Below are 16,328 nucleotides of genomic sequence, written 5' to 3'. Positions count from 1 at the left end.
CGATCCAAGGGCGAGGAGAAGCAGCATGTCCACCACCGAGCAGCGCGTAGCCATCGTGACGGGAGCCGCACGGGGCATCGGTGCCGCCACCGCGGTACGCCTGGCGGCCGAGGGCCGCGCCGTCGCCGTTCTCGACCTCGACGAGGCGGCCTGCAAGGACACCGTCGAGAAGATCACCGCGGCGGGGGGCCGTGCCCTCGCGGTCGGCTGCGACGTGTCGGACAGCGCCCAGGTGGAGGCCGCCGTCGCGCGTGTTGCCGAGGAGCTGGGGGCCCCGACGATCCTCGTCAACAACGCGGGCGTGCTCCGCGACAACCTGCTCTTCAAGATGAGCGAGTCCGACTGGGACACCGTGGTGAACGTGCACCTCAAGGGCGCGTTCCTGATGGCGAAGGCCGTGCAGAAGCACATGGTCGACGCCAAGTTCGGCCGTATCGTCTCGCTGTCCTCGTCCTCCGCCCTCGGCAACCGCGGCCAGGCCAACTACTCCGCCGTCAAGGCGGGCCTCCAGGGCTTCACCAAGACCCTCGCCAAGGAGCTCGGCAAGTTCGGCATCACGGCCAACGCGGTGGCGCCCGGCTTCATCGTCACCGAGATGACCGCCCAGACGGCGGCCCGGGTCGGGATGGGCTTCGAGGAGTTCCAGGCGGCCGCGGCCACCCAGATCCCCGTGCAGCGCGTCGGCGTCCCCGACGACATCGCCAACGCGATCGCCTTCTTCACCGGCGACGCGGCCGGCTTCGTCTCCGGCCAGGTCATGTACGTCGCCGGCGGACCGCTCAACTGACCCGAAGGGCAACGGACATCATGACTGTGCAGGACAGCGGGAAGGTCGCCCTGATCACCGGGGCGAGCCGGGGCATCGGCTACGGCATCGCGGAGGCGCTCGTCGCCCGAGGCGACCGGGTGTGCATCACCGGGCGCAACGAGGACGCGCTGAAGGAGGCCGTGGAGGCGCTGGGCTCCGACCGGGCCATCGGCGTGGCCGGCAAGGCCCACGACGAGGCCCACCAGGCGGCGGCCGTCGCGCGCACCATGGAGGCGTTCGGCCGGGTCGACTTCCTGGTCAACAACGCCGGGACGAACCCGGTCTTCGGCCCCATCGCCGAACTGGACCTCGACGTCGCCCGCAAGGTCTTCGAGACGAACGTGGTCTCGGCGCTCGGCTTCGCCCAGCAGACCTGGAAGGCGTGGCAGAAGGAGAACGGCGGGGCCATCGTCAACATCGCCTCCGTCGCGGGCGTCTCGGCCTCGCCGTTCATCGGCGCGTACGGCATGAGCAAGGCGGCCATGGTCAACCTGACCCTCCAGCTGGCGCACGAGTTCGCGCCGGTCGTCCGGGTCAACTCGATCGCCCCGGCCGTCGTGAAGACCCGGTTCGCCCAGGCGCTGTACGAGGGCCGCGAGGCGGAAGCGGCCGCCGCCTACCCGCTCGGCCGGCTCGGTGTCCCGGAGGACATCGGCGGGGCCGCCGCCTTCCTCACGTCGAGCCAGTCCGCCTGGATCACCGGCCAGACCCTCGTGGTCGACGGCGGCATTTTCCTCAATGCCGGGGTCGGCTGATATCGGCCTGGGCCGGTTTGGCCCCGATTGACTCAAGTGCCCCGCCGGGCCTGCGGATTGACCTGGCGGGGCGCTGCGGTATCGTCTGCCGACCCATGGCTGATCGAGGAGCGTGCACGTGTTCTACCGGGCCAGTCTGCAGGCCGCTGCAGCCCTTGCTTCCCTGTCGTTGCTGGCCGGTTGCGGCCTGCTCCCGGGCGGAAGCTCGGACGTGGAACAGAAACTGGCCGTCGGGACGACCAGTGAGCCGTCCACGCTCGATCCCGCGGCGGCCTGGGACGGCTCCTGGGAGCTGATGCGCAACGTGTTCCAGACCCTGGTGAGCTTCCCCACCGGGGCCACCAGCCCGGAGCCCGACGCCGCCGACTGCGAGTTCACGGACCACACGAGCACCGCCTACCGCTGCACCATGCACAAGGGTCTGAAGTTCTCCAACGGCGAGAAGCTGGACGCCGAGGCCGTGAAGTACTCCATCGACCGGATCCGGTCGATCGCGGTCAAGGGCGGACCGGTCGGCATGCTCGGCTCGCTGGACCAGGTGGAGACCAAGGGCGACGACGTCGTGATCTTCCACCTCACCAAGCCCGACGCCACCTTCCCGTTCATCCTGGCCACCCCCGCCATGTCGCTGGTCGCGCCCGGCGCGTACGCCAAGCACAAGATCCGCAACGACGGCAAGGTCACCGGGTCCGGTCCCTACCTGCTGGATTCCTACAAGCAGGGCGACCGTTCGGTCCTGAAGCGCAACCCCGACTACAAGGGCTTCGCCGACCGCAAGAACGACCAGGTGACCATCCGGTACTTCAAGGAGTCCGGCGCCGTGATCTCGGCGCTCCGGAAGAACGAGATCGACGCCACCTACCGGGGTCTGGGCGCCGAGGACGTGGTGAGCCTGGAGGACAACAAGGACGCCAACAAGGACCTCCAGATCGTCGAGACCGTCGGCGCCGACATCCGCTTCCTGGTCTTCAACCCGGAGGACAAGGCGGCCGGCAACCCGGCCGTGCGGCGCGCGATAGCCCAGCTGGTGGACCGCGACGCCCTCGTCGCCAAGGTCTACCAGGGCACCGCCGAACCGCTCTACTCCATGGTCCCCAAGGGCATCGCCGCTCACACGACCAGCTTCTTCGACACCTTCGGGGACCCGAGCCGGGCCAAGGCCGAGCGGATCCTCCGCAAGGCCGGCATCACCGAGCCCGTATCGATGACCTTCTGGTACACGACCGACCGCTACGGCTCGTCGACGGCTCCCGAGTTCGCCGAGCTCAAGCGGCAGCTGGAGTCCTCGGGGCTGTTCCGGATCACCCTGAAGAGCGAGCCCTGGAAGACCTTCCAGGAGGGCTTCACCAAGGGCGCGTACCCGGTCTTCGGGCGCGGCTGGTTCCCCGACTTCCCGGACCCGGACAACTTCATCGCCCCGTTCGTCGGCAAGGACAGCGTCACGGGCATGCCGTACCTGAAGAGCGAGATCACCAACGAGCTGATCCCCCAGTCCCGCAAGGAGAGCGACCGCGGAGCGGTCAGCAAGCAGTTCGAGCGCGCGCAGAAGATCCTCGTGGACGACGTCCGGCTGCTGCCCCTGTGGCAGGGCAAGCTGTACGTGGCCGCGGGCGAGGACATCGGCGGCGGCGAGCGCGCCCTGGACCCGCAGACCGTCATGCAGATGTGGGAGCTGTACCGCAAGGCCAGCTGGTGACGGACCGGGCGTCCGGCCCCGGGGGCTCGGGCGCCCGTTGTCAGTGGTCCCCGGTAGGTTCTGGAACCAAGAACCGATTGTTCACCGGAGGTTGTTGACGTGACCGACACCTACCCGCTGCCCGAGTCCTGGCGCGGTGTCCTCGGCGAGGAGCTGGAGAAGCCCTACTTCAGGGATCTCATCGAATTCGTCGAGAAGGAGCGGGCCGACGGGCCGGTGTATCCGCCCCGTGAGCAGGTGTTCGCGGCCCTGGAGGCGACCCCGTACGACCGGGTCAAGGTCCTCGTCCTCGGGCAGGACCCGTACCACGGCGAGGGCCAGGGCCACGGCCTGTGCTTCTCGGTGCGGCCGGGCGTCAAGACGCCGCCGTCCCTGCGGAACATCTACAAGGAGATGAAGGAGGAGCTGGGGCTGCCCGTCCCGGACAACGGCTATCTGATGCCGTGGGCCGAGCAGGGCGTGCTCCTGCTCAACGCCGTGCTGACCGTCCGCGCCGGCGAGGCCAACTCGCACAAGGGCAAGGGCTGGGAGAAGGTCACCGACGCCGTCATCCGCGCCGTCGCCGCCCGCCCCGACCCGGCGGTCTTCGTCCTCTGGGGCAATTACGCGCAGAAGAAGCTCCCCCTCATCGACGAGGAGCGCCACGTCGTGGTCAAGGGCGCCCACCCCTCGCCGCTGTCGGCGAAGAAGTTCTTCGGCTCCCGCCCCTTCACGCAGATCAACGAGGCCGTCGCCGCACAGGGCCACCCGCCGATCGACTGGCGCATCCCCGACCTGGGCTGAGCCCGCCCCGCGTGCGCGCCCGCGGACCGGAGCCGCTCGGCCTTGGCATCCTTCGCCTCCTGCTCGGCCCGCGTGCGCGCCCGCGGACCGGCGGCTAGCGTCGAACCGGCGGTGACGGGTGGAGACCGGCCCCCGGGGCGGACCCCGGGGGCCGGGACCTCCTCGGGGGCGGCCGGGCCCCGGGCCGGACGGGCGCGGAACAGGAGCGAGGGAGAACGCGGTGACGGAGCGGCAGGAGACGTCGCAGGACGTCGTCATGACCAGGATCGGACAGGCGGTCATGCTGCTCCACGGCGGCGACCGGGAAGAGGCCCGCAACCGCTTCGGCGCACTCTGGGACGAGATCGGCGAGGACGGCGAGCCGCTGCAGCGGTGCACCCTCGCCCACTACATGGCCGACACGCAGGACGATCCCGGGGACGAGCTGGCCTGGGACCTGCGGGCACTGACCGCGGCCGAATCCCTCACCGGGCCGGGCGTACGGAGGCACCGGGACGCCCCCGCGGTGCGGGCCCTGTGCCCCTCGCTCCACCTCAACCTGGCCGCGGACTACGTGAAGCTCCAGCACCCGGCCGCCGCCCGGCTCCATCTGGACCGGGCCCGCGCGGCCTCGGCCGTCCTGGCCGACGACCGCACGGACGACGGATACGGGGGAGGCGTCCGGGCGGCCATCGGCCGGCTGGAGCAGCGCCTGCGGGAATTCTGACCCGCGCCGACCGGGTGGCCCGTCAGTGGCCGTAGGTGTCGTCGCAGATCCGTGACTGCGGACTGCCGGCGGGCCAGTGCCCGTATCCCCGGCCGAGGGCGCACACGTCGCTTCCGGCGACCGGCCGGGGCAGCGCCGGGGCGGGGACCGGGGGCGCCACCCGCCGGGGGATCGCCCGCTCCGGCCGTGTGCGGTGCTGCCGGGGGAGGCGCGGCGGGTCGTGCCGCACCTGCGGGGGCGCCGCCCGGCGCGGGGCGGTGCGGGTGGCGGACGGTTTCGGGCCGGTGACCGCCCCCAGGGTGTCGCGGACCGGCGGCCGGACGATCTGCGGTGCCAGGTCCTGTGCCGGGTGGCGGGTCTCCGAGGGCACGGGCGGGCTCGGCCGGGGTTCCACGGACACACAGCCGGAGAGCGCTGTGACGGCCACACCGACGAGGATGTTCACGGTGATTCGGGTTCGTTGCACCTGATCCACTCTGGAGTGCGGACGGGGTGCCGGGTGGGCCGGAACGCCGCGATTGGCCCGCACGAGTGACCCGGTCGTCCCCGGGGCGCGCGGTGAGGACGCTCAGCGGTCCCCGGACGCGCCGCCGTCCCCGGGTCCGCCGCCGTCCCCGGTCGTGCCGCGGTCTCCGGACATGCCGCTGTCCCCGAGCATGCCGCGCAGCAGCTCGCGGAAGCCGGTGCGCAGGTCCGCCTCGCCGGGGACCTCCCGGTGGAAGGACCCCGCCGCGCACGAGAACATCAGCCCCTCGCACCAGGCCACCAGCGACAGCGTGTGCCGTTCCGGGTCCGGAGAGCCGACGGCCGTCATCAGGGCCAGCAACGGTTCGCGGAACTGCCGGCCCGTCGCGTCGAAGAACGCCCGCAGCTCGGGGCGGCGGGTGGCCTCCAGGGCCAGTTCGTAGCGGCAGACCAGCAGTTCGGGGTGACGGGTCAGATACCGGTGCAGCGCCAGGGCGAGGGCCCCGATCAACGCGTCGAGGGCGGGGGCCTCCGGCGCCGGGCCGCCGGACAGCGGCAGCTCGGCCGGGGCCAGCACCCGCGCCTCGCGTTCGGCCAGGCGCCGCACGGCCGCCTCCAGCAGCGCCTGCCGGGTGCGCGCGTAGTTGGACGTCGACCCCTGGGGGAGCCCCGCGCGCTCGTCCACCGCCCGGTGGGTCAGCCCGCGCATGCCGCGCTCCGCGAGGAGGGCGAGGGCGGCGTCGGTGATCAGATCGGCTCGGGCGGAACCGGTGGTGCGTGCGGCCATGAGGTCAACCTACCGGCGACACTACGTCTGTAGTAACGTGGCGGCGTCACTACAGGTGTAGTGCCTGGGGGGCGGGGGGAAGTCATGGAGACGCCGCACGCGGTGGTCATCGGCGCCGGGATCGGGGGCCTCACGGCGGCGGTGGCGCTCCGCCGCACCGGCTGGCGCGTCACCGTCCTGGAGCGCGCGGCCTCCCTGGAGCCCGTCGGCGCCGGGATCGGCCTCGCCCCCAACGCCCAGCGGGCCCTGGACGTCATCGGGCTCGGCGACGCCGTCCGCGCACTCGCCGCCTGGCAGGGTGAGGGCGGCATGCGCAGGCCGGACGGCCGCTGGCTCTCCCGTACGGACAGCGCGGCGGCGGCCGAACGGTTCGGTGGACCGCTCGTGCTCGTCCACCGGGCCACCCTCGTCCACCGCATCGCCGCCGAACTGCCCGACGGCGCCCTGCGGACCGGCTGCTCCGCACGCCTCCTGGACCGGGGCACCGCCGGAGGGCGGCGGGCCGTCGTCGGCATCCCGGACGGGACCGTCGAGGCGGACCTCGTCGTCGGCGCCGACGGCATCCACTCCGGGGTGCGCCGCGCGCTCTTCCCCGCCCACCCCGGGCCCTCGTACGCGGGAATCACCACCTGGCGCGTCGTCGTCCCGGCCCCGCCCGAGCCCTTCGCCCCGCACGAGACGTGGGGGCGCGGTGCGCTGTGGGGCACCCAGCCGCTGAAGGACGGGCGCGTCTACGCGTACGCGGCGGCCGTCGCCCCGGCGGGGGAGCGGGCCGGGGACGAGCGGGCCGAACTGCTGCGCCGCTTCGGCGACTGGCACACCCCCGTCCCGGACGTCCTCGCCGCCGCCCGGACCGAGGACGTCCTGCGCAACGACGTCCACCACATGACCGTCCCGCTGCCCGCCCACCACCGGGGCCGCACCGCCCTGCTCGGCGACGCCGCCCATGCCATGGCCCCCACCCTCGGCCAGGGCGGCAACCAGGCGATCGAGGACGCCGTCGTCCTCGCCCACCACCTGGCGCCCGGAGGCGACGGGGGCGCGGGGCTCGCCGCGTACACCGCCGACCGGCTGCCGCGCACGGCGGCCGTCGTCCGCACGGCCGCCCGGGTGGCCCGGCTGGCCGCCCTGTCCTCCGCCCCCGCCGTCGCCGTCCGCGACCGCCTGATGTCCGCGGTCTCCCGGCTCGGACCGGGCCTGGTCCTGCGGACCTTCGACGGCATCGCCGACTGGCGCCCGCCCGGCCCCGCGTATGCTGCCCGGACGAACGACGCGCCGGCGGGGCACACCCCGGAGGGGACCCGCGACACGCGGCGCTGACCAGCGAGAGGAACATCCTGTGAAGGTCGGCTGCATCGGGCTCGGGGACATCGCGCGGAAGGCGTACCTGCCGGTCCTCACCACCCTGCCGGGCATCGAGCTGCACCTCCAGACCCGCACCCCCGCCACGCTGGCCGAGATCGCCGCCGCCCACCGCATCCCGTCCGACCGATGCCACACCGACCTCGACGCGCTCCTCGCCCAGCGGTTGGACGCGGCGTTCGTGCACGCCCCGACCGCCGTGCACCCGGAGATCACCGCCCGGCTGCTCGACGCGGGCGTCCCCACGTACGTCGACAAGCCGCTCGCGTACGAACTCGCGGACTCCGAGCGCCTGGTGGAGCTCGCGGAGGCACGCGGCGTCTCGCTGGCCGTCGGCTTCAACCGCCGGGTGGCGCCCGGCTACGCCCAGTGCGCGGAGCACCCCCGCGATCTGATCCTCATGCAGAAGAACCGGGTCGGGCTGCCGGAGGAGCCGCGGACGATGGTCCTCGACGACTTCATCCACGTCGTCGACACCCTGCGTTTCCTGGTGCCCGGCCCGGTCGAGCACACCGCCGTCCGCGCCCGGATCCGCGACGGCCTCATGCACCACGTGGTGCTCCAGCTCTCCGGCGACGGATTCACGGCCATCGGCGCGATGAACCGGCTCAGCGGCTCCACGGAGGAGCGGCTGGAGGTGTCGGGCCAGGACGCCAAGCGCGAGGTGCTGAACCTCGCCGAGGTCATCGACCACAAGGGCCAGCCGAGCCTGCGGCGGCGCGGCGACTGGGTGCCGGTGGCCCGCCAGCGGGGCATCGAGCAGAGCGTCCTGACGTTCCTCGACGCGGTGCGGGCCGGCACGCTCCTCAGTGCCCGGGACGCCCTCGCCACGCACGAGCTGTGCGAGCGCGTCCTGCGCGACCTCGACTGCGCCTGAGGCCGCCGCCCGCCCGGCCGGGCACTGCTCCGGATGCGTGACACGAGGGCCCCGGGCGCGCCGGGGACAAGACCGCCGCCCCGTGGAGGTGACCTGGTGAGACGCCACCGCGAGCCACCGGGACGGGATGCCCTCCAGCCACGCCGGGCTCCTACGCGCCGGACGGCAGACCGCCCGACGCCCTCCAGCGCGCCCTGATCCTCGACTGGGCCGTCAACCGGCGCGTCGCGGCCGGCCGGCGCGTGGAGTCCCGCGCCGAGACCCAGGTGGTCATGGTCCGGGGGCACCCCGTCCACCACGCGCCGCACGCCGTTCTCACCGCGCTCACCTGCTTCCTCTGGGCCCGGTCCGGCTCGTCCTGAGCCGCACGCGCCGGCTCGAACGGGTCGCGCTGACGGTGGACGCCATGGGCACCGTCGTGACGGTGAACGGCCCGGACTCCCGTTGAGGCGCGGCAGGTGGCGGGACCCGGTCGCCAAGGCGGGGCAGGTGGCGGGACCCGGCCCCGCCGCGCGTCCGGGCGGGCTCAGGGCCCCGTCGCGGACTCAGGGCCCTGTCGCGGCGGGAGCACCCGCGCGCTCACCCCCGGACCGTTCCGCATCCGGCGTCCGCGCGGGACCGCCGGCCGACGCCCCCGGCCCGCCCCGCCGACGTGCGTGCCGGACGCCCTCCGTGGCGAAGAGGGCGAGCAGGACGACCAGCGCCCCGTACAGGGGCCAGTCGCCCAGTCGCGCGTACAGCGTGGTGCCCCGGGCGAGCGGCACCGCGTAGACCTCGGTCCCGCTCGTGCCCGTGCCGAGGCGGCCGCCGATCTCCTCGCCGCGCGGGCCGTAGACCGCGCTGACGCCGGTGAGGGTGGCGTGGACCATGGGGCGGCCCGACTCGGCGGCGCGGAGCGCGGCGAGCGAGGCGTGCTGGCGGGGAGCCCAGCTGTGCTGGAAGGAGGAGGTGGACGACTGGGCGACGAGGATGCGCGCCCCGTCCCGGGCCAGCCGGCGGCTCATGTCGGGGAAGGCGGACTCGAAGCAGACGAGCGGGCCGATACGCAGATCCCGGGCGGCGTCCGGAAGCGCCATGGTCACCGGGCCCGTCCCGCGCAGCCGGTCCTCGCCCGCCGCCCTGCCCATGGACGTGGCCCAGCCGAGGGCCGAGCGGGCCGGGACGTACTCGCCGAAGGGGACCAGCCGCATCTTGTCGTAACGGTCCCCGGTCAGGCCATGGGGTCCCACGAGCACCGCGCTCTTGAAGATGCCGGTACGGCCCGAGGCGTCGGTCTGCCGGGCGTCCACGTTCACGAGGACGTCCGCGCCGACCAGGCGTGACAGCGCCGCGAGCCGTGCGGTGACCTCCGGGTGGCGCACCGGGTCGACGCCGACACTGCTCTCGCCCCACACCACGAGATCGAGGTCCCGCCCCGCCAGCGAGCGCGTCAGGGCCTCGCCGCGCGCGAAGCGGCGCTCCACGCTGCCGGGACCCTCGACGATCCCCGGCTGGACGACGGCGACCGAGGCCGTGCCCGACGGTTCGGGCCGGGGTGCCCACGCGGCCACCGCGCCCACGGCGGACGCGGCCACCACCAGCGACCCGAGCGCCGCCCGGCGGGCCGGTGCGGGCGCCGCCACCAAGAGCACGACGGCCGTGTTGACCGCGACGACCAGCAGCGTCACCAGCCACACCCCGCCCACCGAGGCGAGCCGCAGCGCGGGAGCCACCTGCCACTGGCTCGCCCCGAGCAGGCCCCACGGCCCGCCGAGCCCCTCCCAGGACCGCACCGTCTCGATCATCAGCCAGCCGCACGGAACGACGGCCACCGCCGCCGCCGCGGAACCCGCCGACAGGGGCCCGCGCAGCATCCGCCCGGCCAGCAACCCCCAGGGGGCCCACAACAGACCGAGGAGGGCGGCCAGCACCACGATGAACACATGGAGGCTCGGCATCAGCCAGTGGTGCACCGCCAGCATGTATCCCGTACCGCCGAGCCAGCCGTCGAGCGCCGCGCGGCGTCCCGTACCGGCCGACCGGATCAGCAGCAGCAACGGCACCAGGGCGCCGTAGGCGAACCACCAGAGCCCCGGCGCGGGGAAGGCCAGCGCCGGCAGCGCCCCGGCGAGGACCGCGACCGCCCCCCGGCCCACGGGCGAGCCGAGGACCCGGCCGTACGTCCCGCGTGCCCCGGTTCCGCTCGGCATGCGCGCCTCCTCGTCCTGTCCGGGGGCAGACATCGTCCGGAACCGTTCCCGCGGATCGTCCCCCGGTGTGCGCATCTTCCCCCACGTGTGGGGCAGCGGCGGCCGACCGGCACGGACCGGCCGGTCAGCCGCCGGCCAGATCCCCGGACAGGCTCCGCCACTTCTCGTGGACCGTCACCCCTTCGATCCGCCAGCCCTCGCCGGTGCGGGCGAGATCGAAGACGTACCGCCCGCCCGCGACGAAGTTCGGCGCGGTGGACGCTTCGGGGGCCGACCCGTCGCCGTCCTGGGACCGCCCGCCGACGAGCCGCATCGGGTTCAGGTAGTCGGCCTGCACCCGGGCCCGGTCCCCCGGGTAGCCGCCCAGGTCCTGAAGGTCCAGTCGCCGGTTGACGATGAGGTGCTGCCGTACGGGGAAGAGCCGCATCGTCTCCGCGAGCCAGTGCGCGACCTCGGCGGCCGGGCCCTCGGTGCCGCCCGCCGAGCGGTAGTCGGCCCGGCCCGACGCCGTGAACAGGGCCACGTAGTCCGTCCAGGCCCCGTCGTCCACGGCCACCGCGTAGCCGGTGACCACCGCGTCGACGGCGAGGCGGTCCATCACGGTCGAGAGGTCCACGCGCTGCGTCATCGGCTCAGTGTGGGGCCGTGGACCGCAGGGGCCAAGAGGCGTGCGTCGGGAACCGCACCGGCCGGGTGGGCGGCCCGGCCGGTGCGTGCGACGGGACCGTGGCCGGAAGGCACCGGCAGCGCCCGCCGGCAACGGACGCTCAGCACGGGACGACGGCCACCGGACCCAGCGCGTGCGTGAGCGTCGTCTGCGCGACCGGGGAGAGGCCGAGGCCCAGGGACTCACCGCCCCTGCGCCGGCCGATCACCGTCAGCGCCGCCGTCGCCGAGGCCGTCACCAGGGTGCGCGAAGCGGAGCCGTTCACCGGCTCCTTCATGACCTCCACCTGCGGATACTTCTCCCGCCAGCCCGCCGTCAGCTCCGCGAGGGACCGCTCCGCCGCGTTCGCGGCCGCGTCCCGGTCGAAGACCGGCCCGCCCGACAGCATCGAGGAGAACATCGTCCAGCCGTGCACGATGCGCAGCCGCGCACCCGGCCGGGCCGCCGCCGTCTCGAAGGCGAACTCCAGCACGCCCTCGCTGCTCTCGTCCGCCGCGACCCCCGCGACGACGTCCGGAAAGACATCCGTCCCGTTCCGCTCCTCCTCGTCGTCCGGCTGCCCGCCGTGCACCACGACCACGGGGCATTTCGCCATCGACGCCGTCGCGAGGCTGTTGGACCCCAGCATCAGGGAACGGAATCCGCCGAGCCCGCGCGAGCCGACCACCACCAGCGAGGCGTCCCGGCTCAGCGAGACCAGCGCGGCCGACGGGAAGTCCAGCGGCGCCAGCGTCGTGGGCCGCAGTCCCGGAACGGTCTCGCCCACCTGGCGTACGGACCGCGCCAGCAGGTCGTCGGCCTCGCGCTGCTGCGCCTCCTGGTCCGTACGGCGGCTCAGCAGCCGCACATGGACGATCAGCAGGGGCAGCCCCCGCCGGTCCGCCTCGCGGGCCGCCCAGTCGAGGGCGTCGCGGCTGTGCGTCGAGCCGTCGACCGCGGCGATCACGGGACGCTCGGTGCTGGTCATGGCTGCCTCCTGCATCCGGCCGGGTCCGGCCGATCCGTGGTGCGTCCCCCGAGGGCGGCGTATGCCCCCTTCCGTACGCTACGTGCCGCCCGGTCCCGTCGCAGCACCGGGCGCGGCGGGCCGGAAGCGGTGCGTCCGCGGTGACGGGCATACCGGGATCTATGCTCGCGGAATGGAGCAGAGCGAAGTCCTGAAGCGCGTGGTCGGCATCCTCACCGAGGCGGGCGAGATGCGCCGCCTCATGGAGGAGGACCCCGGCCGCGAGGAGCGCGCCGCCGACTCGACCGTCGTCACCGCCCTCCTCAACGAGACGATGCCCCGGATCGCCATCTCCGAGAACGCGACGATCGAGGACGTGGTCGTCCTCGTCGGCCGCGAGGTCGGCGGCGCGGTGGAACAGCTCGTCGGCGCGTTCACCCTGGCGTTCGCGACGCTGGCCCAGGTGCACGACGCGGGCCGTACGGACGTGTCGTCGGCCGACGTCCTCCAGGACCTGGCCCTGCGCGCCGAGCAGTTCGGTGCCGGGGGAGAGGGAGAGGCCGGGGCGTAGCCCGTGCCGGGCACGGGGGTGGCGCCGGAGCGGGCGGGGGTGCGCGAGGCCGTCACGGGCGGACGGGGTCGAACAGGGCCATGGCCTCGTCCAGACGGGCCCGCGCCCAGTCGTACTGCTCGGTCGTGGTGTGGCCGCGGTACACCGTCTCGATGACCATGACGAGCATCAGGTGCATGCCGTACAGACGCCGGCGCACCTCCTCGGCGGCCGACAGCGGGCCGTGGCCGTATCCGCGCAGGAAGGGCGCCGGGTCGCCGAACGCGTCGAGCTGCGTGCCGGCGAAGCCCACCTCGATCAGCGGATCGCCGTAGAAGGCGCGTTCGTGGTCGATGACGGCGGCGATCCGTCCGTCGCGGACCATCACGTTCCCCGCCCACAGGTCCCACTCCACCAGGCACGGTTCCGTCACCTCGTCGAGGCTGCCGGCGTGCGCGGCCAGGACCGCGCGGAACTCCTCGTAGGGCCGCCCGAGGTCCACCTTCCGCCGTTCCCCGTCGCGCAGCACGTCCTCCACCATGGTGGTGAACGCCTCACGCCACGTCGCGACGGGCGGCCCGGCCAACGGTCCGAAACCCTCGCTGTGCACCGCGTTGATCGCGCGGTTGGCCGCGCCGAGCCGCTCCATGTACGCCTCGCGCGCGGCGGCGGGCAGCGCGTCGGCGACGAGGGCGAGGTTGTCGGCGTCCACGAAGGCCATGAAGAAGTAGTCGGCGTCGCACAGTTCACGGCTCCGGTCCGCGAAGTCGACGCGTGGCACCGGCACGGACGTGCGCGTGCGCAGCAGGTCCAGGGTGCGCAGTTCGGTCTCCATGGCCCCGCGCTCGTAGGTCATCACCTCCACCGAGGGAGGCGGCGCTATCTTCAGCACGACCTCGGCCCCGTCGCGCAGCCGGATCCGGTACGCGACGTTGAACCAGCCGTGCCCCAGCTCGCTGAACCATCCGTCCGCGACCGGCACCCGGTCCGCCCCGTACGCCCGCTCGACCATGGCGCGCAGCACGCCGGCCGGCTGCCTGTTCTTGGTGATGCTCTCCACTCCGGGTCCCTTCGTCGATGGCGCTGACCGCGCCGACGCAATGCTTACCACTCGGTCGGTATTGGGTCGAGGGTGAAGGGCTGCCGTGCGCGCGGTATACCTGCCGGACGCGGGCACCGGCGGCGCCGATAGCCTGCACGCATGAGACGCGTATGGGGCCTGCCCGTCCTTTTCCTGCTCTGCGGCGCGGTGCTGGGCGCCGCGCTGTTCGCCGAGGGGAACACGGCAGGCGCGGGGGCCGTGTCGCTGATCTTCGTGGTGATCGCGGTGGTGAACTCGCCGCTGATCTTCCCGGGGTCGATCGGCGCGGAGGAGGCACTGCGCCGGGGCGCCGCCGAGGGGAGGCCGGTCGTCCTCTGGCGGCCGGGCTGTACGTTCTGCATCCGCATGCGGCTGCGGCTGGGTGCGAGCGCCCGCCGGATGTACTGGGTCAACATCTGGAACGATCCGGTCGCGGCGGCGGAGGTACGGGCGGCCAACGACGGCAACGAGACGGTGCCGACGGTGTTCGTGGCGGGCCGGCCCCACACCAATCCCACCCCCGGGTGGGTGCGCGAACAGCTCACCGCCGCCCCCTGAGGGGACCGGCCCCGTCAGGCCCCGCGCACCGGAATAAGCGAGCGGACCGGCCGGTTGCAGCCGAGCATGACCCGCCCTCAGGAACCGGCAGGCGACGGCATACACCCCCTGCTCGCCCAGCGCTACAGCCCCTCCCGGTTCGACCCGTCGACGGTCGTCGACGACCGCACCCTCGACCGTCTCCTGGACGCCGCCCGCTGGGCGCCCTCCGCCGGGAACTCCCAGCCGTGGGCCTTCTTCGCCGCCCGGCCGGGCGAACCGGAGCACGAGCGTCTCCTTCCCCACCTCGCCCCGAGCTCCGCCCGCTGGGCTCGCGACGCGAGCCTCCTCCTCGTCGCCCTGACCCGCCGCTACGTCGACGACACCCCCCTCGTCCACTCCGAGTTCGCCGACTACGATCTCGGCCAGGCCGTCGCCCATCTGACCGTCCAGGCCCAGGCCATGGGTCTCGCCGCACACCAGTTCCGCGCCTTCGACCGGGAAGCGCTCACCAAGGAACTCGCACCGAACCCCGGCTGGGTCATCGTCTCCATGCTCGCCCTCGGCACCGCCGCCGAAGCCCCGTCCCCCCATCGCACCCGCCACAGCACGGCCCACGTCCGCTCGGCGCCGTGGACGTCCGAGGAGTGACCCCCGAACGGGCACGGAGAACGGCACCCGGGGCCGGGCAGCCCTGCCCGAGTAGTCAGTCGACCCAGACGACGACGGCCATGCCCTTCAGCGCGGCGACGTCGTAGAAGCTCCGCAGCGTGGCGACGTGCTCGGTCAGATACGGGGCGGGGTCGTCGGTGAATCCGGCGAATCCGCCCGCTCTCCGGTACGCCGGGAGCCTCTTCATCAAGGAGTCGATCTCCATGTCCGCGAGCGCGCGAGCCACCTCGGCCACCGCCGCGGGCGTCAGCAGTGCGGGAGGGCCGTCGATGCCGTCGTAGACCCCGGGATGGTCGAGATAGGGGATCTCGTTGCCGGGGTCCCCCGTGATGCTGCGGTCGAGCACGCCGATGTGCGGCGATTGAGGCCGCACATGCCGGTAGAAGCCCAGCAGTTCCCACAGCGCCCAGCCGAGGTCCACGGTGTCCTGGCCCGGCGGGTCCCACCGGGGGTCCCCGTCCTCGGCCGACGCGGCCGTCTCACGGCACCGGTCGAGATACGCGGGGGACACGCGTGCCAGTTGCTGGGTCAGGGCCATGCGACGCAGTCTCGCCCGCTCCGGCCGGACCACGCACCCCCTTTACCGTCCCTCCAGCCGTACGACCACGGTGTCGAGCGTCGGCCACGGCGGCCCCTCGCGCAGCACGCGCAGCAGCTCGTCCCCGAATTCCCTGCCCCTCGGGAACTCGTCGCCCGCCTCCCAGCGCCACGCGGCGACCATCGCGAGCACGAGCTGCCGGCACACGTCCAGCAGCCCCTGGTCGATGCCGGGGTAGTGTGCGCGGACCGCCTCGGGGACATGGGCGAGATCGAACTCCACGGGACCGCGACAGCAGGTCTCCAGGTCGATGAAGAGCGGCCCGTCCTTGGTGTTCAGTACGTTCCCCGGATGCGGTTCACCGTGCAGCAGTTGCTCCGCCGCACCGAAGCCGTCGACCGCCCGCCTCAGATCGTCCAGCCTGCCGCTCAGGAAAGCGCGGTCCGCGTCCGCGAGCCGGGGCGAACGCACCGGATCCGCGACCACCGCCTCCGCCTCCGTGATCCGGTCCGTGAAGCGCGGACCGGGCACCTCGACCGCACGCATGCCGGCGTGCAACCGCCCCAGCGCCTCGGCGAAGTCGGCCGGCGGGGTCCGCGGCGCCACGGGCTCGTGGTAGGTCCACAGCGTCACCGCGAAACCGTCGCGCCGGTACACACGGGGAGCGACGCGCGGCTCCAGGGCGCACAGCGGGCTTCCCACCGCGACGAGCCGCTGGGCGAGCCCGACCTCGAACTCCGCGACCTCCTGCCCCACCCGTGCGACCCGGGCGAACACGTCGCACGGCGTCAGCCGCAGGGCCAGCTTGTTCGAGTTGTGGAGGACGACCGCGTCGTCCGCCGCCAGCCCGAGCGATGAGGCGATCGCGGTCGCGGCCGTGAGCGCACGCGTGACGTCTGTCGTATCCAT

18 protein-coding genes are annotated in these 16,328 nt (G+C 73.5%); 10 read left to right on the top strand and 8 right to left on the bottom strand.

Annotated elements, in window-relative coordinates; all coding sequences use genetic code 11:
- Positions 1-25 precede the first annotated feature (25 nt).
- The 5 genes from fabG (at position 26) to ACWCXC_RS05650 (ending at position 4,748) form a co-directional block, all read left to right on the top strand.
- Positions 26-787 (top strand): 3-oxoacyl-ACP reductase FabG, encoded by a 762-nt coding sequence (gene fabG / locus ACWCXC_RS05670; RefSeq protein ID WP_450679998.1) that lies wholly within the window; start codon positions 26-28, stop codon positions 785-787.
- 20 nt (positions 788-807) lie between these two features.
- A complete protein-coding gene (locus tag ACWCXC_RS05665) occupies positions 808-1,563 on the top strand; it encodes an SDR family oxidoreductase (protein ID WP_450679999.1) in 756 nt (251 codons plus the stop codon).
- A 118-nt stretch (positions 1,564-1,681) separates the two neighbouring features.
- Entirely contained in the window at positions 1,682-3,259 is a 1,578-nt protein-coding gene (locus tag ACWCXC_RS05660) for an ABC transporter substrate-binding protein (protein WP_450886806.1), read from the top strand.
- Between the two features lie 99 nt (positions 3,260-3,358).
- The gene (locus tag ACWCXC_RS05655) at positions 3,359-4,042 is read left to right on the top strand and encodes a uracil-DNA glycosylase (RefSeq protein WP_383637603.1); all 684 of its coding nucleotides are present in this window, start codon (positions 3,359-3,361) and stop codon (positions 4,040-4,042) included.
- 220 nt (positions 4,043-4,262) lie between these two features.
- Positions 4,263-4,748, top strand: a complete 486-nt coding sequence (locus tag ACWCXC_RS05650; protein WP_450886804.1) for a hypothetical protein — start codon at positions 4,263-4,265, stop codon at positions 4,746-4,748.
- Between the two features lie 22 nt (positions 4,749-4,770).
- On the opposite strand, the gene ACWCXC_RS05645 is transcribed toward ACWCXC_RS05650, so the two are convergent.
- Positions 4,771-5,214 carry a hypothetical protein gene (locus ACWCXC_RS05645; protein ID WP_450886802.1) on the bottom strand — a complete coding sequence of 148 codons (444 nt, stop codon included), beginning with the start codon at positions 5,212-5,214 and terminating at the stop codon, positions 4,771-4,773.
- 102 nt (positions 5,215-5,316) lie between these two features.
- The gene (locus ACWCXC_RS05640) at positions 5,317-6,000 is read right to left on the bottom strand and encodes a TetR/AcrR family transcriptional regulator (RefSeq protein ID WP_450886800.1); all 684 of its coding nucleotides are present in this window, start codon (positions 5,998-6,000) and stop codon (positions 5,317-5,319) included.
- An 84-nt stretch (positions 6,001-6,084) separates the two neighbouring features.
- On the opposite strand from ACWCXC_RS05640, the gene ACWCXC_RS05635 reads away from it, so the two are divergent.
- Together ACWCXC_RS05635 and ACWCXC_RS05630 are read left to right on the top strand one after the other, a co-directional pair.
- Positions 6,085-7,320, top strand: coding sequence for an FAD-dependent monooxygenase (locus ACWCXC_RS05635; protein ID WP_450886798.1), 1,236 nt, complete (start codon positions 6,085-6,087; stop codon positions 7,318-7,320).
- Positions 7,321-7,339: 19 nt separating this feature from the next.
- On the top strand, positions 7,340-8,239 hold the full coding sequence (locus tag ACWCXC_RS05630) for a Gfo/Idh/MocA family protein (RefSeq protein WP_450886796.1): 900 nt from the start codon (positions 7,340-7,342) through the stop codon (positions 8,237-8,239).
- Positions 8,240-8,784: 545 nt separating this feature from the next.
- Here ACWCXC_RS05630 and lnt read toward each other — a convergent pair.
- From lnt to ACWCXC_RS05615, 3 genes are all read right to left on the bottom strand, one after another.
- Positions 8,785-10,428 (bottom strand): apolipoprotein N-acyltransferase, encoded by a 1,644-nt coding sequence (gene lnt / locus ACWCXC_RS05625; RefSeq protein WP_450680006.1) that lies wholly within the window; start codon positions 10,426-10,428, stop codon positions 8,785-8,787.
- Positions 10,429-10,552: 124 nt separating this feature from the next.
- A complete protein-coding gene (locus tag ACWCXC_RS05620) occupies positions 10,553-11,056 on the bottom strand; it encodes a nuclear transport factor 2 family protein (RefSeq protein ID WP_450886793.1) in 504 nt (167 codons plus the stop codon).
- A gap of 139 nt (positions 11,057-11,195) precedes the next feature.
- On the bottom strand, positions 11,196-12,062 hold the full coding sequence (locus ACWCXC_RS05615; RefSeq protein ID WP_450680008.1) for a universal stress protein: 867 nt from the start codon (positions 12,060-12,062) through the stop codon (positions 11,196-11,198).
- A gap of 172 nt (positions 12,063-12,234) precedes the next feature.
- Between ACWCXC_RS05615 and ACWCXC_RS05610 the strand changes: the two genes are divergently transcribed.
- Entirely contained in the window at positions 12,235-12,612 is a 378-nt protein-coding gene (locus tag ACWCXC_RS05610; protein ID WP_450680009.1) for a hypothetical protein, read from the top strand.
- A gap of 52 nt (positions 12,613-12,664) precedes the next feature.
- Here ACWCXC_RS05610 and ACWCXC_RS05605 read toward each other — a convergent pair whose 3' ends face one another.
- Positions 12,665-13,651 carry a phosphotransferase family protein gene (locus ACWCXC_RS05605; protein WP_450886790.1) on the bottom strand — a complete coding sequence of 329 codons (987 nt, stop codon included), beginning with the start codon at positions 13,649-13,651 and terminating at the stop codon, positions 12,665-12,667.
- A gap of 141 nt (positions 13,652-13,792) precedes the next feature.
- Here ACWCXC_RS05605 and ACWCXC_RS05600 point away from each other — a divergent pair, with 141 nt between their 5' ends.
- Entirely contained in the window at positions 13,793-14,230 is a 438-nt protein-coding gene (locus ACWCXC_RS05600) for a glutaredoxin domain-containing protein (RefSeq protein ID WP_450886788.1), read from the top strand.
- 66 nt (positions 14,231-14,296) lie between these two features.
- Positions 14,297-14,860 (top strand): nitroreductase family protein, encoded by a 564-nt coding sequence (locus ACWCXC_RS05595; protein ID WP_450680012.1) that lies wholly within the window; start codon positions 14,297-14,299, stop codon positions 14,858-14,860.
- A 55-nt stretch (positions 14,861-14,915) separates the two neighbouring features.
- On the opposite strand, the gene ACWCXC_RS05590 is transcribed toward ACWCXC_RS05595, so the two are convergent.
- Together ACWCXC_RS05590 and ACWCXC_RS05585 are read right to left on the bottom strand one after the other, a co-directional pair.
- Positions 14,916-15,419 (bottom strand): DUF1877 family protein, encoded by a 504-nt coding sequence (locus tag ACWCXC_RS05590; protein ID WP_450680013.1) that lies wholly within the window; start codon positions 15,417-15,419, stop codon positions 14,916-14,918.
- Between the two features lie 42 nt (positions 15,420-15,461).
- Positions 15,462-16,328 carry a phosphotransferase enzyme family protein gene (locus ACWCXC_RS05585; protein ID WP_450886786.1) on the bottom strand — a complete coding sequence of 289 codons (867 nt, stop codon included), beginning with the start codon at positions 16,326-16,328 and terminating at the stop codon, positions 15,462-15,464.

This window comes from Streptomyces sp. NPDC001515 (assembly GCF_053597115.1).
The sequence above is the reverse complement of the archived record's forward strand: the minus strand, read 5'-3'. Positions and strand labels throughout refer to the sequence as shown.

Excerpts from the sequence above, each read along its gene's own strand:
- fabG (WP_450679998.1), top strand. The coding sequence starts at position 26 with ATGTCCACCACCGAGCAGCGCGTAGCCATCGTGACGGGAGCCGCACGG.
- ACWCXC_RS05665 (WP_450679999.1), top strand. The coding sequence starts at position 808 with ATGACTGTGCAGGACAGCGGGAAGGTCGCCCTGATCACCGGGGCGAGC.
- ACWCXC_RS05640 (WP_450886800.1), bottom strand. The coding sequence starts at position 6,000 with ATGGCCGCACGCACCACCGGTTCCGCCCGAGCCGATCTGATCACCGAC.
- ACWCXC_RS05635 (WP_450886798.1), top strand. The coding sequence starts at position 6,085 with ATGGAGACGCCGCACGCGGTGGTCATCGGCGCCGGGATCGGGGGCCTC.
- lnt (WP_450680006.1), bottom strand. The coding sequence starts at position 10,428 with ATGCCGAGCGGAACCGGGGCACGCGGGACGTACGGCCGGGTCCTCGGC.
- ACWCXC_RS05620 (WP_450886793.1), bottom strand. The coding sequence starts at position 11,056 with ATGACGCAGCGCGTGGACCTCTCGACCGTGATGGACCGCCTCGCCGTC.
- ACWCXC_RS05615 (WP_450680008.1), bottom strand. The coding sequence starts at position 12,062 with ATGACCAGCACCGAGCGTCCCGTGATCGCCGCGGTCGACGGCTCGACG.
- ACWCXC_RS05610 (WP_450680009.1), top strand. The coding sequence starts at position 12,235 with ATGGAGCAGAGCGAAGTCCTGAAGCGCGTGGTCGGCATCCTCACCGAG.
- ACWCXC_RS05600 (WP_450886788.1), top strand. The coding sequence starts at position 13,793 with ATGAGACGCGTATGGGGCCTGCCCGTCCTTTTCCTGCTCTGCGGCGCG.
- ACWCXC_RS05595 (WP_450680012.1), top strand. The coding sequence starts at position 14,297 with ATGACCCGCCCTCAGGAACCGGCAGGCGACGGCATACACCCCCTGCTC.
- ACWCXC_RS05590 (WP_450680013.1), bottom strand. The coding sequence starts at position 15,419 with ATGGCCCTGACCCAGCAACTGGCACGCGTGTCCCCCGCGTATCTCGAC.
- ACWCXC_RS05585 (WP_450886786.1), bottom strand. The coding sequence starts at position 16,328 with ATGGATACGACAGACGTCACGCGTGCGCTCACGGCCGCGACCGCGATC.